Annotated in this window: 14 protein-coding genes and 1 tRNA gene; 10 read left to right on the top strand and 5 right to left on the bottom strand. The window is 61.0% G+C overall.

Annotated features, from left to right (window positions below):
* The first annotated feature begins 51 nt into the window (after positions 1-51).
* The 3 genes from FYJ68_RS00785 to FYJ68_RS00795 all read left to right on the top strand — a co-directional run bounded on the left by FYJ68_RS00785 (position 52) and on the right by FYJ68_RS00795 (position 3,027).
* Positions 52-1,335, top strand: a complete 1,284-nt coding sequence (locus tag FYJ68_RS00785) for an aminopeptidase (protein WP_154433425.1) — start codon at positions 52-54, stop codon at positions 1,333-1,335.
* A 33-nt stretch (positions 1,336-1,368) separates the two neighbouring features.
* Positions 1,369-1,444: transfer RNA gene (locus tag FYJ68_RS00790), tRNA-Lys, on the top strand.
* A 746-nt stretch (positions 1,445-2,190) separates the two neighbouring features.
* The gene (locus FYJ68_RS00795) at positions 2,191-3,027 is read left to right on the top strand and encodes a hypothetical protein (protein WP_154433426.1); all 837 of its coding nucleotides are present in this window, start codon (positions 2,191-2,193) and stop codon (positions 3,025-3,027) included.
* Positions 3,028-3,724: 697 nt separating this feature from the next.
* Here the strand turns inward: FYJ68_RS00795 and FYJ68_RS00800 are convergent.
* From FYJ68_RS00800 to FYJ68_RS00820, 5 genes are all read right to left on the bottom strand, one after another.
* Positions 3,725-6,145: a VapE domain-containing protein gene (locus tag FYJ68_RS00800; RefSeq protein WP_154433427.1), complete on the bottom strand. Its 2,421-nt coding sequence runs from the start codon at positions 6,143-6,145 to the stop codon at positions 3,725-3,727.
* Positions 6,146-6,148: 3 nt separating this feature from the next.
* A complete protein-coding gene (locus tag FYJ68_RS00805) occupies positions 6,149-6,418 on the bottom strand; it encodes a hypothetical protein (protein ID WP_154433428.1) in 270 nt (89 codons plus the stop codon).
* A 9-nt stretch (positions 6,419-6,427) separates the two neighbouring features.
* Positions 6,428-6,643 (bottom strand): MerR family transcriptional regulator, encoded by a 216-nt coding sequence (locus FYJ68_RS00810; protein ID WP_154433429.1) that lies wholly within the window; start codon positions 6,641-6,643, stop codon positions 6,428-6,430.
* Between the two features lie 266 nt (positions 6,644-6,909).
* Complete coding sequence (locus FYJ68_RS00815; RefSeq protein ID WP_154433430.1) at positions 6,910-7,710, bottom strand: hypothetical protein; 801 nt, start codon at positions 7,708-7,710, stop codon at positions 6,910-6,912.
* A gap of 110 nt (positions 7,711-7,820) precedes the next feature.
* Complete coding sequence (locus FYJ68_RS00820) at positions 7,821-9,104, bottom strand: tyrosine-type recombinase/integrase (protein WP_154433431.1); 1,284 nt, start codon at positions 9,102-9,104, stop codon at positions 7,821-7,823.
* Between the two features lie 1,087 nt (positions 9,105-10,191).
* On the opposite strand from FYJ68_RS00820, the gene FYJ68_RS00825 reads away from it, so the two are divergent.
* The 7 genes from FYJ68_RS00825 (at position 10,192) to FYJ68_RS00855 (ending at position 18,610) form a co-directional block, all read left to right on the top strand.
* Positions 10,192-11,463 (top strand): argininosuccinate synthase, encoded by a 1,272-nt coding sequence (locus FYJ68_RS00825; RefSeq protein WP_154433432.1) that lies wholly within the window; start codon positions 10,192-10,194, stop codon positions 11,461-11,463.
* Between the two features lie 110 nt (positions 11,464-11,573).
* Entirely contained in the window at positions 11,574-13,007 is a 1,434-nt protein-coding gene (gene argH / locus FYJ68_RS00830; protein WP_326832141.1) for an argininosuccinate lyase, read from the top strand.
* 237 nt (positions 13,008-13,244) lie between these two features.
* On the top strand, positions 13,245-14,591 hold the full coding sequence (gene purB, locus FYJ68_RS00835; RefSeq protein ID WP_154433434.1) for an adenylosuccinate lyase: 1,347 nt from the start codon (positions 13,245-13,247) through the stop codon (positions 14,589-14,591).
* Between the two features lie 117 nt (positions 14,592-14,708).
* Positions 14,709-14,987 carry a TIGR03905 family TSCPD domain-containing protein gene (locus FYJ68_RS00840; RefSeq protein ID WP_154433435.1) on the top strand — a complete coding sequence of 93 codons (279 nt, stop codon included), beginning with the start codon at positions 14,709-14,711 and terminating at the stop codon, positions 14,985-14,987.
* A gap of 8 nt (positions 14,988-14,995) precedes the next feature.
* On the top strand, positions 14,996-16,204 hold the full coding sequence (locus FYJ68_RS00845) for a Tat pathway signal protein (protein WP_154433436.1): 1,209 nt from the start codon (positions 14,996-14,998) through the stop codon (positions 16,202-16,204).
* Between the two features lie 102 nt (positions 16,205-16,306).
* Entirely contained in the window at positions 16,307-17,038 is a 732-nt protein-coding gene (locus FYJ68_RS00850) for a response regulator transcription factor (RefSeq protein ID WP_154433437.1), read from the top strand.
* Between the two features lie 3 nt (positions 17,039-17,041).
* Entirely contained in the window at positions 17,042-18,610 is a 1,569-nt protein-coding gene (locus FYJ68_RS00855; protein WP_154433438.1) for a sensor histidine kinase, read from the top strand.
* Positions 18,611-18,612 lie beyond the last annotated feature (2 nt).

Below are 18,612 nucleotides of genomic sequence, written 5' to 3' on the forward strand. Positions count from 1 at the left end.
TGAGGGGCTCCGCCATGTGCGGGGCCCCTCTTTGTTGCAGGGAGGGCAGAGATGGGCATCCCCATGACGTCTGAGGAGTGCTCCCGTGCCATGAGGGGCATTTCCCAGGAGATCGAGAACTACGCCGAGCTTTTGGTGAGACAGGGAGCGGCAATAAAGCCGGGGCAGGAGCTGGTGCTCCAGGCCCCCGTCGAGCGCGCCGACTTTGTCCGTCGCGTCGTGCGCCACGCGTATGCGGCCGGTGCCGGTCACGTCACCGTCATCTGGGCTGATGATGAGGTAACCCGACTCGAGTACGAGAACGTGGACCTGCCCTACTTTGAGCACACTCCCTCCTGGAAGGTAGAGCAGCTCAACTCGCTCGCGAGTGGTGGCGCCAGCTTCCTTTTTCTGGAGGGTACGGACCCCTCGGCACTCGACGGTATCGACCCCGCCAAGCCTGCCGCCCGCTCCCGTGCGCGAAACACCGAGTGCAAGGCCTTCAGGAACGGAATGGACTTTGGCAGGAACGTCTGGTGCATCGCGGGCGTGCCCATCGCGGCGTGGGCGCAGAAGGTTTTTCCAGATTATGCCCCCGACGAGGCCCTCTACAGGCTGTGGGTTGCGATTCTGCAGGTCGCCCGCTCCGACGGCGAGGATCCGCGGCAGGCGTGGGAGACGCACAACGCGACCTTCCAGAAGAACAAGCGCTTTCTGAACGACAGCCGATTTGATCATCTGCACTACGTGTCTTCCAACGGGACTGACCTGACGGTCGGGATGAACCCTGGTCATATCTGGGAGGGCGGCGCTGCGCGGACCGTCGACGGGACGAGCTTCTTCCCCAACATCCCAACGGAGGAGGTCTTCACGACCCCTGACCGCATGCGCGTGGACGGCGTTGTCCATTCGGCAATGCCGCTTGTCCATTCGGGCCAGATCGTCGATGACTTCTGGTTCAGGTTCGAGGGCGGGAAGGTCGTGGAGTACGACGCCGCGCGCGGCAGGGAGGTGCTGCGGCACATCCTCGAGACCGACGAGAACGCGACAAGGCTCGGCGAATGTGCGCTTATCTCCAAGAACACCCCGATTCGCCAGAGCGGCATCCTGTTCTATGACACGCTCTACGACGAGAACGCCAGCTGCCATCTCGCCCTGGGCATGGGCTTCCCTGAGTGCATCGCGGGTGGCTTCCAGATGGACGAGGACGAGCTTCTCCGCCATGGGGTCAACCAGTCGCGTACCCACGTCGACTTCATGATTGGCTCGGACGACATGGACATCTGGGGCGTGACAGAGGATGGCAAGGAGGTCTCAGTCTTCACCAACGGCCAGTGGTCATGGGAGAACGAGTAGCCACAGGCGCGTGTTAGAATCGATGAGGTTAACGGGTCGTTAGCTCAGTTGGTAGAGCAGGGGACTTTTAATCCCAAGGTCATGGGTTCGACCCCCATACGACCCACCAGCAAACCAGCAGGTCAGGGGCCATGTGTCCCTGGCCTGTTCTTGTTTCTAGTTCACTATTTAGTTCGTCTGTAGTTCAAGGATTCCAGCCACGCGCCCCGCCCCCTGCTCTACCAGCCGAAAATCGGCCCGAAGCGCGTCGTTCAATATAAAGAATCCATGGAGGAAAAAATACCCCCCTACTCAGAATCCGGCCCCCATGCGCCGTTCTGCCCACCTCGCGGGAGGAGGGGGTTTGGGTTGCCGGGGTGTAGCCTCGTCCTCCTGTGGCCGTCTATCCACGAAATCGCGGTGTGGATGTGCGAACGTGATACTTAGGCGGCAGTGCAGAGGCGTACCGCCGCGAGCCACCCCGTGAGAGTGCGTGATGGGGTTCCTCCCCTGTGTCCGTACTTCATGCTCTCCGCGTTAGTCATTCTTCCGCGTGTGTGCCTGTGCCATGCGCGCGGTCTTACTAGACAACCTCATTGTGTAGTGCATAAAGCTCCGTTTTCGATGGGCCGTTCTCTCAAGCCTTTGCAGGTCTATGAAGTGCGTTTTTGAAATGAAAAATCGTCGGGGCTGCGCACTGGCACAAACGCACCGCGCCGCTCGTCCGATTTCCTGCGGGCAGAACCCAAGTGCTGCTCAGCCATATGCTATACAGGTGTAATTAAGGTTAATAGCTTGAGCCTGAAAGCGCAGCAACGGTTGGTTGGCGTGTCTTTGACCAATGCCTCGGGCTGAGGCAATGGAGAAGGAGGAAACATGGCTGAAAGCGATGATAACAAGACCGAAGAGACGGGCGGTAAGGCCGAGGAAACGAAGGCTGAAAAGACTCAAGATTCAACCGACAAAGGGAAAAGGGAAAAGGGCAAGGCTAAGGGCAAGGGGAAAGGCTGGAAGATTGCCCTAGGGATCTTCCTTGCAATTGTTATTCTTGCTGCTATTGGTGGTAAGGGAGGGTCTGAGGATACGTCTGGGTCTCAGCAAGAGTCGCAAGACTCTCAGCAGGAGCAGCAAGCTACTGAGCAGGACCAGCAGGAGACTACGCAAGAAGAGACCGTTACGGTAGACAAGAGTTCACTCGAAGCTTCAATACAGTCATCCGAAGGTCTCTCTCAAGGTGACTATACGGCTGAGACATGGGAGCCGTTTTCTAAGGCACTTGAAGCTGCAAAGACGGTTGATGCTGACGCATCTGCCACGCAAGCGGAAGTTGACTCTGCGGCAAGCGAGCTTTCGAGCGCCTCTAGTGCCCTCAAGGAGGCTTTCAAGCCTGAGAACTATGCTCAACTTGACTATAAATCCGTTGCACGAACGCCCGATGATTTCAAGGGTAAGAAGGTAGTTCTCTCTGGCAGGGTTGCACAGGTGGTTGAGGGCGATACTGAGACTGACCTGCGCGTTGCAACAAATGGCTCATACGACGACATGGTGCTAGTCGGGTTCTCCCCGGATATTATGGGCGGAACGCACATCCTTGAGGATGATACGGTGACCGTATATGGGACATGCCTTGGCACGATGACATACACCTCCACAATGGGCGGTGACATTACTATCCCTGCCGTTGTCGCAGACCACATCGACATTAGCCAGTAAGTAGCGGTTAGTTCGATATTTATTTTTGAAAATGTCCCGTGCGGGTTAGTTCAGATTCCCGTGCGGGACTTCTCTGTGTCTCGGGGGTCTTACTCTTGCATTTTGGCAATCGAGTCTTTTGCAAGACTTTGGAACTCGAATATCTTTGACGGGATAAGATTGCTCCTCTGCTCTTGCAACAGAATCTATAAGCCCCTGGGTTCTATTTTTATCGTTCAATATGCGATTTCGAGTCCTTGCGATTGCACCTCGGCGGGGGTCAGACCTGCCAATGCGCAGGCTTCCCTTGTGGCCCCTCCACCGGGCGACGTACCCTTCCTTGTGGCTTAATGCTCCCTGCGCGCTATATCGCCTCGCTACGGGTGGCGTGCGAACGGCAATAGCGGCAACAAGGAAACCGCAGGTAAATAGGCTATCATTGCCGTATTTCCATGTTGCCCAGCCTTCCAGACTTTCATTGCGAATGCACCCCCCCGCACCGCGCGCGTATATGTGGGGGGTGCACTTATTTATTACTTACTAATAGAAAAAGGGTAGTACGGCAATAAATGGGGTCCTAACTGGTGAAACGTTATTGCCGTGCATTGCCGTGCCTCTTTCGCACCCCCACGGGCCTGCGGAAACACAATTGCCGTGACGTTGCCGTGCATTGCCGAAAAAGGCCCGCCACGGTGGACGTACCGTGACGGGCGAATGACTATTGCCGCGCTGGCCTTCCCCCTACGTACACAAACGCGCGTCGTGACTGGGTGGCTTTGTCTATGGTTACGGTGACTTTGTGGCATGCCCAGACCCAATCAGGAGCTTTGCGGTCAACGATTTCCCTCACTCTCCTCTGGCTCTTTCTGTCACGTGTGGCATCGGAGGAGAACATCCCAAGCGCCCCGCACATTATCTGGGTCACGGTTACCGCTTTGGTGCCTTTCTCCGCCTCATCGCTCAGGTATTCCAGAATCGCCTCCTGCTCCTCATCAACCGATTGCGCGGAGTCTCGCGCGGCCTCCCACTGCTCCCGGGCCTCGGGTGGCAGGATGAGCGGCGGGAGTGTGTCGTGCTTGCTCTTGTACTCCCTGAGTTCGTGGTACGTCTGTGCGAATGCCTGCGCGACGTAGCGGCTCAGCTTCTCCCGCGCTCCGCCGTCCCCGCATCCTAGTGGCAGGTGGTTGGGGTCCACCCCGCATTCGATGGGCATGTAGCGGCGGTCCTGCCCTATGGAGTCCATCCACCCGGTGCTGTTGCACGTGATTATGGTGCATGCGGTCCTCGGGTGGTCCTCCGCGCGCTTGCCGTACGCCGGCCTGTAGGTGTCAGTCCGTGCCGTTAGAAAGGCCTTTGCCTCGTCTGGCGATACCGCCCGCAGGGCTGTTGCTTCCTCCAGCTCGCATATCACCTTCCCCCGCATGTTCTCGCCCACCGCTTTGGGGTCCCTGATTGAGTGCAGGGAGACATAGAATGCATCTTCGTCGAACGCTAGCGCGTGGCAGAACGTCGTTTTTCCGATGCCCTCAACGTTGCTCTTCAGCACGGGCGTGTTGTCGCACTGCGTGCCTGGGTGGGTGACCCTCATGACAATCTGGCGGAGGAACAGCTTGCACACCTCGCGGGTATACGGGGTGTCCTCCGCCCCGAGGTACCAATGGAACAAATGTTCTGCATACCCGAGGCCATCCCATTCCAAGGACTCGATGCGCTCCAGGAACGGGTTGAACTCGTTCTCGCCCGCAACAATCAGAAGAACCTCGTCAAGGTTGCACTTGGAGAACTTGCCGCCGTTAAGGTCTTGGAGGTACTGGGTCGCGTGCGCGCTATCGCTCTCGGTCCAACTTGACCCGCCCCTGTGCTTCCATGGGAGCCTTTCGGGGTGGCGAATCGCCACGTCGTTGCGTAGGGTGTCGAATCCGACGCACTCCACGAGGGGACTATTCTCCTTGTGAAGTTTCGCTATCGCCTTCGAAATCGCTCCCTTGCCCTGTTCCTCACTTACGGCTCCCTCCGTGGTGCGGCTATCGGTCGGCGCCTCCTCCCTATGCGCCTCCACGAACGCTAGCCACTCTGCCCAGGATGCCGTGAAGCATCCGTTGGACTCGCCCTCGTCGGGTCCGCCGCATGCCCATATGAGGGTCTGCTGCTGTCCTTCGCGCATCACGCCGGGGAGGCGCGAGAGCCTTACGGGGTCCTTGACGGACGTATCGACGTGAAAACCGTTTGCCGTGCATGTCCCCGTCATGAACGCTGCGCGCCCACGGAACTCCCCGGCGTCACGGGCGTCCACTGCGCAAACGAGGTGCAGCGACTTCGCGCCGCTCCACACTGCCGCGCGGACGGGGAGCCTGAGTTTCGCCGCCATGCGCATCTGCTCCTCGGGCGGAATCGGCTCGCCGCCCTCGTCCTCGTCGGCCTCGATGAGCGCGTAACTGAACGAGGAGAGGGCCTCGCCCCTTCGTCCGTCCTTGGCGAACCTCTCGGGGTCGTACTCGTTGACCGCAACCCATGCGCCCGCCGTGGGGTTGGCCTTCCCCATGGCCTCCTCGGGGTGGACGATGAGGTCCCCCGCGCGGTAAAGCTCCCCCCGTCCGTTCGGGCGGGGCTTGCCTCCATTCCTTGCCACAGAGTCCGTGACTACGGCAACGTGCGCGTCTGGGCCGTGCAGTGCCCTCATGTACTTTGATAGCTGCTCCCTTGCCGGCACCCTGCGTGCCTTTTCGAGTGAGGGGAGAGGCACAGCCTCCGCGTCATCGAGGGCGAGGCGTGGGGGCCGCATCGTCCCGCCACCACCGGGAGCCTCGGGCGGCTCGTGGTGGTCTGCGCACGCCGCCGCGCCGGTGCCCCCGCCCCTCCATCCACGGTCGCGCGCCATCCCGAAAAGAGTGTTCTTCGATATGCCCCCCGACTTCTCGGGGTCGAACGAGTCCCAGCGCTTTTTGTTCTCCCCCTCGTCGTAGCGCCCGGGGTCGCGCTGGTTCCAGGCGTCCCATTCGGTGTATCCGACGCCTGCGGCCTTCGCCGCCATTGACGCCCTCACCCATTCGTTCGGATTGAGGGTGCCTGGGTCCATCCAACTGAGCGCGTCCAGCGCCTCGTTGGGGTCTGGTGGGGCCACGGCCTTAACCTGCCTCATGCGCTACCTCCGTCCGTTACTCTTGGTGTTGCCGTGCCGGCTCGGGTCCTTCATCGCGCAGTGCGGCCTAGTTCCCCCGTGCGTGTCACCGCGGTAGAACTCGCAGCTCTTATTGCATCCGCGCGACGGGGTGAGAGAGCAGTACCGTATCCTCCTGTCATCGAGGTAAATTCCGCAGCAGCGGCCCTGTATCCTCACGCCGGTGCTGAAGCTGTCCCCCTCTAGGGCGTTCAACAGCGAACCCGAATCCCGCCAATCGAGCTTGTACTTCATGCCTGCCACCTACTCGCCGATACCGAACTGCTTGAGCAGCGCGGCGGTGTCTATGCACCAGCGGCGGCCGAACTTCACGCCGCGGATGGTGCCGCGCGAGCAGCAGTCGGAGATGTAGTGGGTCGAGTAGCCGGTGAGCGCGGCCGCGTCCGCCACCCCGCACAACGCGGGTAGTCTGCGGGCGTCCTCGATTGTCAACGTCGGTCCTGAGTTCTTGCAAGCCATTTCGGCTCCTTCCTCGCCTCGCGGCGAACGTGTTGGAGCCGTGCGCACGGCCGGGGGGCGCGTCTCTGCGCTTCCCACTGCATCCCACGGTATCGCGCGTGTTTCACCAGTTCAAACGGCAAAAAACGCGGACCAGCCCCGCGTGGTGGGCCATCCGTGGTCCCGTTGGGGGCCAGGTCGCATGAAACTCGCCCATCCGCGGGGTCACCTCTCGCTATCGTGGGCGCCTGGCGGGGGCTGGAAAAAACTTTGTGGGATTTGGGGACTCAGGCCAGCGCGTCCATGGCGTCTCTGGTCTCGGCGTCGATTCGTGCCAGCAGGGCGTCGAACTTATCCTGGTTCGCCGTCTTGGATGCGTATTCCAGCCCCACCCTCACGACGGCCAGCGGGTCGCGGTAGTCGCCCCTGAGGCCCAGCAGGTCGCGCCTCAGCCATTCCGCCGCATTCGCGCGGAACCACCTAAGCCAGGCGTCATAGCCGTCCAGCGCGGCCTCGGTCTCGGGGGTAAAGTCCCCGGTTTCGGGGTCGCAGGATAGGGAGGAGGTGGCTTCATCCCACCTGTCGTACAGCGCCTGCACGTCATGGCAAGTGCGGACAAAGCACTTGTGGCCCTGTGCGTCAGTAAGGCGCCATGTCACTATCCCCTCTTCAAATGATGAACTCCCGTCCTCGTAGCAAACGAAATCCTGATACCACGGCGCGGCCTTCTCGGGGTCCTTGGCCTTGCCCCACCACTCCCTGAGCGTCTCGTACCGCCTGAATGGCTTCGCGCCGCTGCCGTCCGGGCTGTCCGTGAGGTCGAGCAGGTACCAGACGGATACCCCCAGTATGCGAGCCGCGTGCACGAGTTCGTCGTTCTGTATGCACGTGGCGGCTTGCGAGCTGCCGGGCGCGCCGTCGAGCCACTTGTCCAGCCTCTTCGCCGATACCCCCATCGCCGCGGCAAACCCGTCTCTCGTCAGCCCCCTGGCTCCTATGGCCTCGCGCATGTTCATGTGCGGCGCAACGATGTGCCTCACGTCCAGGTCGCCCCATGTGCCCTTGGCGCCCCTCGTCCTGCCTGCCACGTCCCCGCGCCTCCCTCTTCCGGCCGTGGTGGTGTAGGATACGTGATAGCGGTGCTGCCTCACCTGCCACGGCCTGAGGCGGCGCCGCTCTATGTTACCGTCGCGTGCTGCTAAAGACCGGTGCTCGTCATGCCGAATTGGCGGACTTCCCCGCGCCTCGGGGCCTCGCCCATGAACTCGGCGAACCTGTCAGCCGCCGCGCGCCGCGCCGACTCGTCGGAACTCGCGTAGGTATCCAGCGTCATCGCGCTAGAAGAGTGCCCGAGAATCGCGCTAAGACTCTTGATATCCATTCCGGCCTGAACTGCCAGCGTTGCGTAGGTGTGTCGCAGGGCGTGGAACACCAGGGGGCGCCCGTTCGAATCCCTCACACCTAGCAGTTCGCGCAGGTGCGCCCACTCGCGCGAGACGCCAGCGGGGGCGATAACCATACCGTCCAGGTTGCCAAGGACGAAAGATTTGCGCATCTGCTCGGGGGATGGGTAGACCCCGGCGTCCGCCGCCCTCCCCATCACGTAGCTACGCCTGTCGCCGAAGGCGCTTTCCAGCGGTGGCGTCATTGGGACGGTGCGGGTGCTGTAACTGTTTTTCGTACCCTTGACGTAAGAGCCGCCGCCTCCGGCGCCCACGGCCTTGTTGACGTTGAGAGTGTGGTGCGAAACGTCAACGTCTGCCCAGGTGAGGGCGCATATCTCACCAATACGCAAACCAGATAGCAGGGAGACGCGGGCGGCGCACACGACGCGGGTCTGGGGCATCGCCTCAAGGCTTGCCAGGAGGTCGCGCGCCTGGTCGAGTGTTAGCGCGCTCGGCTGTTCGCGGTGGTACTTCGGTAGCCGCGCGCCATCACACGGGTTTGATGCAAGCTGCCCGGATTCGACGCCGTACCTGAGGCATTGGCTTAGCGTGCGGAAATTCTTTGTCACGGTGCGGGGGGAGAACCCGTTCTCGTTGACCATCGCGGCTACCCATGCCTGAACCTGCTTACGTGTCAGCTCGGTAACTGGCACGTCTCCCAAGGCCTCGCATATCCGCCTCGCGCTTGTCTCGTAGGTCTGGGCTGTTGACTTCTCAATGCTGTGGGAGGATTCGAGCATCGAAATGTAGCGGTCCAGATACTCGCGTACGGTCACGCCGTTGAGGTCGCGCCCGTCCTTCGCCTCCGCCTCCTCCCGGGTCGCCTCGGCTATCAGCTCGTCGCGCCAACGGTTCAGCGCGCCTATCGCGTGGTTCCTGCCACGGTTCGAACTCTTATCGCAGGGGATATCAGAGCCGTCTTGCTCCTTCAGCGTCCTGCACTTGTGGGTTCGCTTTCTACTATCGTCCGTCCTCCAAATCTGGCCAACCCACTTACCGTTCGACTTCGTGACGGAACCCTGGCTGTAGGTGACCATGTGGCATGCTCCCGTTTCGCGTTGCCTAGTTCATGGATTAGTTCACACTTAGTTCATTCAGTGTGATAACAGCATATCAGTCAAAGACGGTAGAAAACAGTCAACAACAAGAATCAGCAGGTAGAATGTATTGTTATTTGTAATGCCATTCTTTCGGATGCAGTCGCAAACATCCAGCATAAGAAACTTTTAATCCCAAGGTCATGGGTTCGACCCCCATACGACCCACCAGCAAACCAGCAGGTCAGGGGCTATGTGTCCCTGGCCTGTTCTTGTTTGTGCTTCATGACGTGCTTCAAGGGTGCTTCTTGAATCCACGATTCAATCCGTTTTCAATCCAGGCGGGGCCCAACTGAGTTTATGGATGGCCGTGAGACGGTACATTCAATGACCTACGAAGGTTTTGTTTCGGTGGCCCTATAACCCTGGCTGCCATCGCTTTCACAGATGCTCCACATTGCCAGATACCGTGGGGTTGCGGACTTAGTGGGGTCGGGCGATTGCTTGGTGACGATGGGCTTAGTCACTCGGACCCACCTGCCATCACATCGCCGACGACTGCGCAGGAAAAAACGCGGACGTACACGAGGGATAAAACCACAGGTGAGAGATGCGATGCAACCATCAAACGGACAACGGGCGAATTGACGGCGGCCACCTCAAGTCGTGATGGGGCATCGCATCAATCATGTGACAAAGGATGTTGGCGTCTTTCACCCAGAATCACATGCATGAATGTTTCAAAACGAAATCGTGAGGAATTTCTCACACAGATGCATAACGAAGCCTGATATATTACCCGACAACACCACGAGGGTGGAAAACAAAGCGGATGAGCGGAAGGAGGACGAAGATGACCGCAGCAAAGAGGGATGAGCGACGCCGGGGTGGAATCCGTGATCAGCGACGCCAGTGCGTGTCGTCTTCAGTCCCACGCGGCTAAACGCCACCCATAGGTTGGACTGCAAGCGCACCTGGCATCGCCGGGGCGCTTTTTTCATACCCAAGCGAACGAAAACAACGGGACAAAGTCCCTGCACCCATAGGCATAGAAATCAAAAATTTAATTAATAAGGGAGTGGTTGAGATGGCGGCAAAGGCAAACGGCAAGGAGAAGGTTGTCCTGGCATACTCGGGCGGTCTGGACACTTCGGTCATGGTCAAGTGGCTGCAGCTCGAGAAGGGTCTGGATGTCGTTGCCATCTGCGGCAACGTTGGCCAGGAGTCGCAGGACCTTGGCTGGGTCGAGCAGAAGGCATACGACATGGGTGCCATGTACTCCCAGGCGATTGACATGCGTTCCGAGTATGCGGAGAAGATCCTGACCAAGGCGATTGCAGCCAACGGCATGTACGAGGACACCTACCCGCTACTCTCGGCACTCTCGCGTCCACTTATCGTGAAGCACCTCGTTGACATCGCCCACAAGACCGGAGCCTCCTACATTGCTCATGGCTGCACGGGAAAGGGCAACGACCAGGTGCGCTTTGAGACCTGCATCCACGCCCTGGACCCCAGCATCAAGATTCTTGCCCCCGTGCGTGAGTGGGACCTCCACACTCGCGAGGAGGAGATGGAGTGGGCGGCCGCGCATGACGTGCCGGTGCCTACGACGGCGGCGAAGCCCTATTCCATCGACGACAACCTCTGGGGCCGCGCGATCGAGTGCGGCGTGCTGGAGGATCCCTGGAACGAGCCGCCCGAGGACATCTGGACCATGACTGCAAGCCCGGAGGAGGCCCCAGACGAGCCCGAGGAAATCGTCGTTGGGTTTGAGGCAGGAAAGCCCGTCTCGCTCAATGGCAAGCCCATGGCGCTGCTGCCCCTTATCGTGCAGATGAACAAGGTCTGCGGCAAGCATGGCATCGGTCGCATCGACATGATCGAGGACCGGGTGGTGGGCATCAAGAGTCACGAGTGCTACGAGTGCCCCGCGTCCCTCACGCTCATCAAGATGCATCACTCGCTCGAGACGATGTGCCTGGACGGAGACACGCTCAAGTACAAGCACATGGTTGACCAGCAGTGGTCGACTACCGTGTACGATGGCCTTTGGTTCTCGCAGCTCAAGCAGGCGCTGGACGCTTTCGTCCAGAACACGCAGAAGTTTGTGACCGGCGAGGTGAAGGCAAAGCTCTATAAGGGCAGCGCCACGGTCACGGGCGTTAAGAGTGCCTACTCGCTCTACGAATACAGCCTCGCGACCTACGGCGAGGGCGACACCTTCGACCGCACCGCCTCGAAGGGATTCATCGACATCCACAGCCTGCCGGTGAAGACGTGGTCTGGCAAGCAGGGACCCTCCGCCAAGGGCGTGAGCGAGAAGAGCGATACCCAGGCCCAGCGCCTCTCGGCCTAAGGGGGATGGGCTGGACACCACTGCCCCTCGACTCGGAATCAGGGCAGCGTTGTCTGGGTGATGTTGGGATGGTGGCATGTGCGGGAGGGCATCCCGTGCATGCCACCTGTATGGAACGACGTGTTGCGGCAGACGACAGTGAGGGAGACCAGATGGCTCTTTGGTCCGGAAGGTTCGAGGGCGGCGTCAGCGAGTTCACTCAAGAGTTTGGGGCATCGCTTCCGCAGGACAAGGCTATGTACGCGCAGGACATCCGGGGATCCATCGCGCATGCCAAGATGCTGGCGCGGCAGGGCGTCATCTCCCAGGAGGATGCGGAGAAGATCGTTGCTGGCCTCGAGGCAATAAGAAAATCGATGGATGCCGGCGAGTTTGAGTGGAACGTCGACGACGAGGACATCCACATGGCGGTGGAGTCCAAGCTCACGAGTGATGTGGGCGAGGCGGGCGCACGACTTCACACCGGTCGATCGCGCAACGATCAGGTTGCCCTCGACCTCAGGCTGTACGCAAAGGATCAGATAACGAGCCTGATGGAGGAGAACTGCCGTCTGCGTGCATCGCTTGTTTCCGCCGCCGAGAAGAACCTGGGCGTCGTGATGCCCGGATACACCCACCTGCAGCACGCGCAGCCTGTGCTTTTCTCCCACCACCTCCTGGCTTACTTTTGGATGTTGACGCGCGACTTCCACCGGCTGGCCGAGGCCCGCTCCGCCGCGGATGCGAACCCCCTGGGCGCCGCAGCGCTGGCGGGGACCACGTACGACCTGGACCGCTTCTACACAACGGAGCTCCTGGGCATGGACCATCCCATTCCCAACTCGATGGATGCGGTCTCGGACCGCGATTACCTGCTGGACCTCCTCTATGCATGCAGCGTGAGCATGATGCACCTCTCGCGTCTGTGCGAGGAGATCATCCTCTGGTCGTCGACAGAGTTCTCGTTCATCACGCTCTCCGACTCGTACTCCACGGGGTCGTCGATCATGCCGCAGAAGAAGAACCCCGACTTTGCTGAGCTCACCCGTGGCAAGATGGGGCGGGTGGTTGGTGACCTCGTGTCTCTGCTCGTCACCATGAAGGGATTGCCCCTTGCCTACAACAAGGACCTCCAGGAGTGCAAGGAGGGGCCAATGGATGCCGCGCGCACGCTCGGCGATTGCATGACCTGTATGCGCGGGATGGTGGACACCTGGGAGGTGCACCCCCAGACCATGCTCGAGCAGGCCAGCAAGGGCTTCACCGCGGCAACGGACGTGGCGGACTACCTCGCGAAGAGGGGAATGCCCTTTCGCCAGGCGCATGAGGTCGTGGGCAGGCTCGTGCTGTACTGCGAGCAGCATGGGAAGGGGTTGGAGGACCTGACCCCCGAGGAGTTTAGGCAGGCGTCGCCGCTGTTTGGCAACGACATCGCGAAGGACCTGGACCCCGCCGGCATCGCCCGGGCACGCAACACCTACGGCGGGACGGGCGACGAGGCAGTGAGGGTCCAGATGGGCGAGGCAAAGGCGGCGCTCGAGAGGGACGAGTCCACCCTTGGGTAGCGATGTTCCCCAGGGGAGAGAAGCCGCTCGCGATGGCGGGGCTACTGGGCGTCGGCCGTCCGGTTGTCCCCGTTTCTCGTGACGCCTTTGGAGGCAGGATCGGTTGCCCCTCTCGCGCGGGCATGACTTTTGGCCGTGCTTGCTGGTGCATCGTGTGGTCGCGGGCCCGTTGCCCAAGTCCCTCTCACCCAGCGCGCTAGAATCGTGCTTGCAGGCAACCTCGTGAAAGGAACGAGCATGATCGACCGCTATACCCGCCCCGAGATGGGCCACATCTTCTCGCTGGAGAACAAGTACGCCATCTGGCAGGAGATCGAGGTGCTTGCCTGCGAGGCGGAGGCCGAGCTGGGCAAGAGCGGCATCACCAAGGAGGAGGCCAAGTGGATTCGCGAGCACGCCGCCTTCAACAAGGAGGAGGTCGACAAGATCGAGGCCGTGACCAACCACGACGTCATCGCCTTCCTCACCAACATGGGCAGCTACATTGACAAGGATGTGCCAGAGGGGCAGCCCAAGCCAAGCCGTTGGGTCCACTACGGCATGACCAGCTCGGACCTGGGGGACACCGCCCTGTGCTACCAGCTCACGCAGGCTACCGACCTCCTCATCGAGGACTGCCAGAGGCTCGGCGAGATCTGCAAGCGCCGCGCCTTTGAGGAGAGAAACACCCTCTGCGTCGGACGCACCCACGGCATTCACGCCGAGCCCATGACGTTTGGGATGAAGTTCGGCAGCTGGGCCTGGGAGCTCAAGCGTGACCTTGACCGTCTGAGGGACGCCCGCAAGAACGTTGCGTTTGGCGCCATCAGCGGTGCGGTGGGAACCTACTCCAGCATCGACCCGTTTGTGGAGCAATACGTTTGCGAGCACCTTGGCCTGCAGGGTGACCCCCTCTCGACGCAGGTCATCAGCAGAGATCACCATGCCTACCTGGCAGGAGTGCTCGCCACGACCGCCGCGACCTGCGAGCGCATCGCGACCGAGATCCGCAACCTCCAGCGCACCGACACCCTCGAGGTCGAAGAGCCCTTCAAGAAGGGCCAGAAGGGGTCCAGTGCCATGCCACACAAGCGCAACCCCATCACGATGGAGAAGGTCTGCGGTCTCTCTCGCGTCGTTAAGGCCAACGCCCAGGTCGCCTTTGACAACGTCGCCCTGTGGCACGAGCGCGACATCAGCCACAGCTCCGCCGAGCGCGTTGCCCAGGCGGACAGCTTCATCGCGCTCGACCACATGTTCCAGTGCCTCATCCGCGTGGTGGACGGCCTCATCCTCTACCCCGAGAGCATGAAGGCCAACCTCAACCGCACCCGCGGGCTCATCTACAGCAGCAAGGTCCTCCTCGCCCTGGTGGACACGGGTATCACACGCGAGCAGGCCTACGCCATCGTGCAGCGCGACGCCATGGCTACCTGGCACGACGTCCAGCAGGTGAAGCCCGGTCCCACCTTTGAGGAGAGGCTCGAGGCGGATCCCGAGTGCACGCTTACCAAGGAGCAGCTTGACACTATCTTCGATCCCTGGGACTTCCTCACGCGCATCGACCTCGTGTTTGACCGCCTCGAGAAGCTGAGCTTCGACTAGCAGGCGCATTCCCTGCTGCCCGATGGGGCGTGCAGCCGACGCGAGTCATACGGGGGATGTGGCGGGCAGGTCTCGCCGCATCCCCTTGGGTATACTCGACGGGACGAAAGGTGATTCATGTTCGAATACGACTACACCCCTCATGGGGTCTGCTCCCAGAACATTCACGTCGAGCTCAGCGACGATGGGAGGACCATCGAGTCCGTTGGCTTCATTGGCGGATGCAACGGCAACCTCAAGGCGATCGGCAAGCTCGTCTCGGGCATGGCGGTCGAGGACGTGGTGAGCCTTCTTGCGGGTAACACCTGCGGGCTCAGGCCCACCAGCTGTGCGGACCAGATGACCATCGCACTCACGGAGGCTCAGCGCGAACTTGCGGCCCAGAGGGTCGAGTAGGGACGTCGATGCCCAGACAACGTCACAACATCACACGCCGGGGACTCTTCCGTGCCACGGCCGCCACCGGTGCGGTTGCCGCCACCATTGGCGTGCTCTCCGGTTGCGGCAAATCATCCAGTGACGACTCCGCCAATCCCGTCGTGGTGGACGAGAGCCAGAAGACAAGCATCCTCGACAAGTACAAGGAGGCGGATTCCTCGCTTACGCTCCAGTCGACGTGGAGCATCGCGCTCGGGAACGTCCTGCATCCCGCCGAGGGCACCTGGATACCCTGCACCACGGCGGGGTCCAGCGCCTCTCCCATGGTAAAGGGGTCCGCCCTATCGCTCGCGTCGGGGACAGTCAGCGAGGTCGTTTCTGCCCCCATCACCAACAACTCCAACGTGGAGATATACGACGTCCGCTGCTCCGACTCGGTGTACGCATGGGTGGAGCTCGATCTTCTCACCCATAGCTGGTGGCTCTACGCCCAGTCCTTCTCGGACGGCGTCCTCTCGGGCAAGGCGACGACGCTCTGGAAGGCGGACTCTAACTACGATCCGCCCAAGCTCTGTGTGACTGGGTCCACCGTCATCTGGCTGGTGATGCCCTCGACATCGGGCAAGAAGACCTCCGAGAGCTCGTACTGCTACCTGTGGAATTCGGGAGACTCAAAGGCGAAGGCCGTCGTTGAGTCGCCTGGAAGGTTTGCGACGGAGCCCTCGGTGAGCAACGGAACCGTGACCCTCGTCCCCCGCGTGGGAAGTTCCTCCAGCGTCTACTATGGCATCACCTCCTACAAGCTCTCGGACGAGCTTGGCACCCAGGTCGACCAGCTCGTGCTCCCTCAGAGCGTCAAGCCCATGAACGCCACGCGCATAGGGGACAAGTTCGCCTTCTCCATCGAGTCGACCTACTCCTCCGGTGGCGTCCTGGGGACCATGGGAACCTATATTGGTACGACCGATGGCCCGTTCCTCGCACTGTCGCGAGAGCCGTTTGCGACCGTCTCGGGCAAGGATGGCCTGTACATCATCAAGAGCACCTCATCCTACTTTGTCGTTGACGGCAGCGCCCAGACCTATGCGGTCCTCGCTGCGACGAACCGCTGCGTGGACTACGGGGAGTATCCGGCGACGCAAGGGCAGAGTGACAGCTTTGTGACCTTTGCGACCGTCAAGAGTCAGGAGACTGGCTATCCCTCCGCCGTCTCGGTCAGACTGTTCACCCTTTAGGGCGAATGGAAAATCGCTCGCTGCGGTAAAATATGGAGAGACTTTACATTTGCACAGCAAAGAGGGTGCAACTTCCCTCATAGCTAGGTTGGGAGGCCGCTCATGGCTTCGGAAGAGAAGAAGATTCTGCTGGTTGAGGACGAGAAGACCATTCGCGACGCGGTGGCCGCCTACCTCGAGCGCGAGGGCTACATCGTCCGTGGCGTCGGTGACGGCCAGAGCGCGTTGGAGGAGTTCGAGAAGCACTCGTTTGACCTCATCATCCTCGACCTCATGCTCCCTAAGCTCTCGGGCGAGCGCGTGTGCCGTGCCATCCGCGAGACCTCCAACGTGCCCATCATCATGCTTACGGCCAAGGGCGAGGTCGAGGACCGTATCATCGGCCTCGAACTCGGTGCGGACGACTACCTGATCAAGCCCTTCTCTCCCCGCGAGCTCGTCGCACGCGTCCGCGCCCTGCTCCGCCGCGCCCACACCGAGAGCGAGCCGCAGCTCGAGGTCCTCGACTTTGGGGACCTGGTCATCGATATCTCCGGCCACAAGGTGATGGTCGAGGGCAAGGAGGTCGACCTCACTGCGTCCGAGTTCAAGCTCCTGACCACGCTGGCCCGCTACCCCGGCCGCGTCTACACGCGCATGGAGCTGGTCGAGAAGGTCCTGGGCTACGACTTCGAGGGCTACGAGCGTACGATCGACAGCCATGTCAAGAACCTCCGCGCAAAGCTTGGCGACGACCCGCGCAATCCGCGCTGGCTGTACACCGTTCACGGAGTGGGATATCGGTTCGAGGCGTCGCAGAAGCCCGCCGACTCCGACGGTAAGGACAAGAAGTAGCCTATGGGCGACCTTCTTGACGACGGAGGAGTGACAAGGGGGTATGAGGAGGAGGCCCAAGCGGCCTCCGACTCTTCTTCCAAGGCATCGTTCAACACCATGCCCCACGACACAAAGCGGCAGCGACCAGAGAAGACCTTCACCGCTCGCATGGCCTTCTACTTCGCGTTTACGGCAATCATGACCGCCGCAATCCTCTCCGCAGTCCTTGCCGTGGTGTGGGAGGGGCAGTTCAAGGAGTACGCGAGGGATAACATGCAGGCCCTCGCGGAGCGCACTGCAAACAACCTCTCGACGCAGTATCGCTATGCGGGCGAGTGGAACGACGATGTGCTGAAGTACGCCGACTATGCCACCAACGCAACGTCCAGCGTCGTGGTGCAGGTGGTTGATTCAGCCGGAGACATCATCTACGACGACACCTGGGATGACTCCAAGCGGACCGTCGACTCGTCTCAGCACATCTCCGCAAAGTCCGAGGAGCCGGAGGACTCGGAGTCTGTCGTTACCGCCGATGTCATCAGCGACGGCGTCAAGGTGGGGGAAGTCCGCATCTGGAGCGTCGGGTCAAGCCCCTTGCTCACCAAGAACGATGCGGCATTTAGGCTCAACTCGTACGGCGCCATCCTGGGTGCCGCGGGTGTGGCGGTGATACTCGCCTGCGTGGTGGGCTATCTCGCCTCGAGGGCGCTCACCAAGCCCATCAAGGTCATCACCTCCACGGCGGCTCAGATACGCAATGGTGACCTTACGGCTCGAACCAACCTCACTGGTGACGACGAGATTGGCAGGTTGGGCGAGACCTTCGACAGCATGGCTTCCGAGCTCGAGCGTGACATCAAGTTCGAGCACCGCCTCACCAGCGACGTCGCCCACGAGCTCCGTACCCCGCTCATGGCAATGCAGGCGACCGTGGAGGCAATGCAGGACGGCGTTCTCCCCACGGACGACGAGCACTTTGAGATTGTCGCAGGCGAGGTGAGGCGCCTCTCTCGCCTGGTCGACGCAATGCTGCACCTGTCTCGTATCGAGAACGGGACGCGTGAGCTCAAGATCGAGCGGGCGGACGTGGTCTACCTGGTGAAGAGCCTCGTCTCCATGCAGGCGCAGCTCTTTGCCGACAAGGGGCTTGCGCTGCGGTTCGACGATAAGACGACCAATCACGAGTGCTATGCGGACGTTGACCCCGACCTCATTCGCGAGGCCGTTACCAACCTTATGTCCAACGCCATGAGGTACACGCCTGATGGCGGCTGGGTCGTGGTCTCCGTCGCTCGTGACCGCACCAAGAACGAGGTCCTCATTTCGGTGCAGGACACGGGCATCGGCATCGCCAAGGAGGACATCCCCAGGGTGTTCTCGCGTTTCTGGCGCTCTGATGCAAGCCGCGAGCGCGTGAGCGGGGGGTTGGGGGTCGGCCTATCGCTTACCAAGGAGATCATCGAGAAGCACAACGGATCCATCTCGGTTGAGTCCGAATTGGGTAAGGGAACCACCTTCGCCCTTCACATCCCCATCGACCACGGCCACAAGAGCATCAAGCAGCAGATACAGGAAGCCCAAGACCGATAGTT

This window comes from Olsenella porci (genome assembly GCF_009695875.1).
Lineage (GTDB): Bacteria > Actinomycetota > Coriobacteriia > Coriobacteriales > Atopobiaceae > Olsenella_H > Olsenella_H porci.

Excerpts from the sequence above, each read along its gene's own strand:
- FYJ68_RS00785 (WP_154433425.1), top strand. The coding sequence starts at position 52 with ATGGGCATCCCCATGACGTCTGAGGAGTGCTCCCGTGCCATGAGGGGC.
- FYJ68_RS00795 (WP_154433426.1), top strand. The coding sequence starts at position 2,191 with ATGGCTGAAAGCGATGATAACAAGACCGAAGAGACGGGCGGTAAGGCC.
- FYJ68_RS00800 (WP_154433427.1), bottom strand. The coding sequence starts at position 6,145 with ATGAGGCAGGTTAAGGCCGTGGCCCCACCAGACCCCAACGAGGCGCTG.
- FYJ68_RS00805 (WP_154433428.1), bottom strand. The coding sequence starts at position 6,418 with ATGAAGTACAAGCTCGATTGGCGGGATTCGGGTTCGCTGTTGAACGCC.
- FYJ68_RS00810 (WP_154433429.1), bottom strand. The coding sequence starts at position 6,643 with ATGGCTTGCAAGAACTCAGGACCGACGTTGACAATCGAGGACGCCCGC.
- FYJ68_RS00820 (WP_154433431.1), bottom strand. The coding sequence starts at position 9,104 with ATGGTCACCTACAGCCAGGGTTCCGTCACGAAGTCGAACGGTAAGTGG.
- FYJ68_RS00825 (WP_154433432.1), top strand. The coding sequence starts at position 10,192 with ATGGCGGCAAAGGCAAACGGCAAGGAGAAGGTTGTCCTGGCATACTCG.
- argH (WP_326832141.1), top strand. The coding sequence starts at position 11,574 with ATGGAACGACGTGTTGCGGCAGACGACAGTGAGGGAGACCAGATGGCT.
- purB (WP_154433434.1), top strand. The coding sequence starts at position 13,245 with ATGATCGACCGCTATACCCGCCCCGAGATGGGCCACATCTTCTCGCTG.
- FYJ68_RS00840 (WP_154433435.1), top strand. The coding sequence starts at position 14,709 with ATGTTCGAATACGACTACACCCCTCATGGGGTCTGCTCCCAGAACATT.
- FYJ68_RS00845 (WP_154433436.1), top strand. The coding sequence starts at position 14,996 with ATGCCCAGACAACGTCACAACATCACACGCCGGGGACTCTTCCGTGCC.
- FYJ68_RS00850 (WP_154433437.1), top strand. The coding sequence starts at position 16,307 with ATGGCTTCGGAAGAGAAGAAGATTCTGCTGGTTGAGGACGAGAAGACC.
- FYJ68_RS00855 (WP_154433438.1), top strand. The coding sequence starts at position 17,042 with ATGGGCGACCTTCTTGACGACGGAGGAGTGACAAGGGGGTATGAGGAG.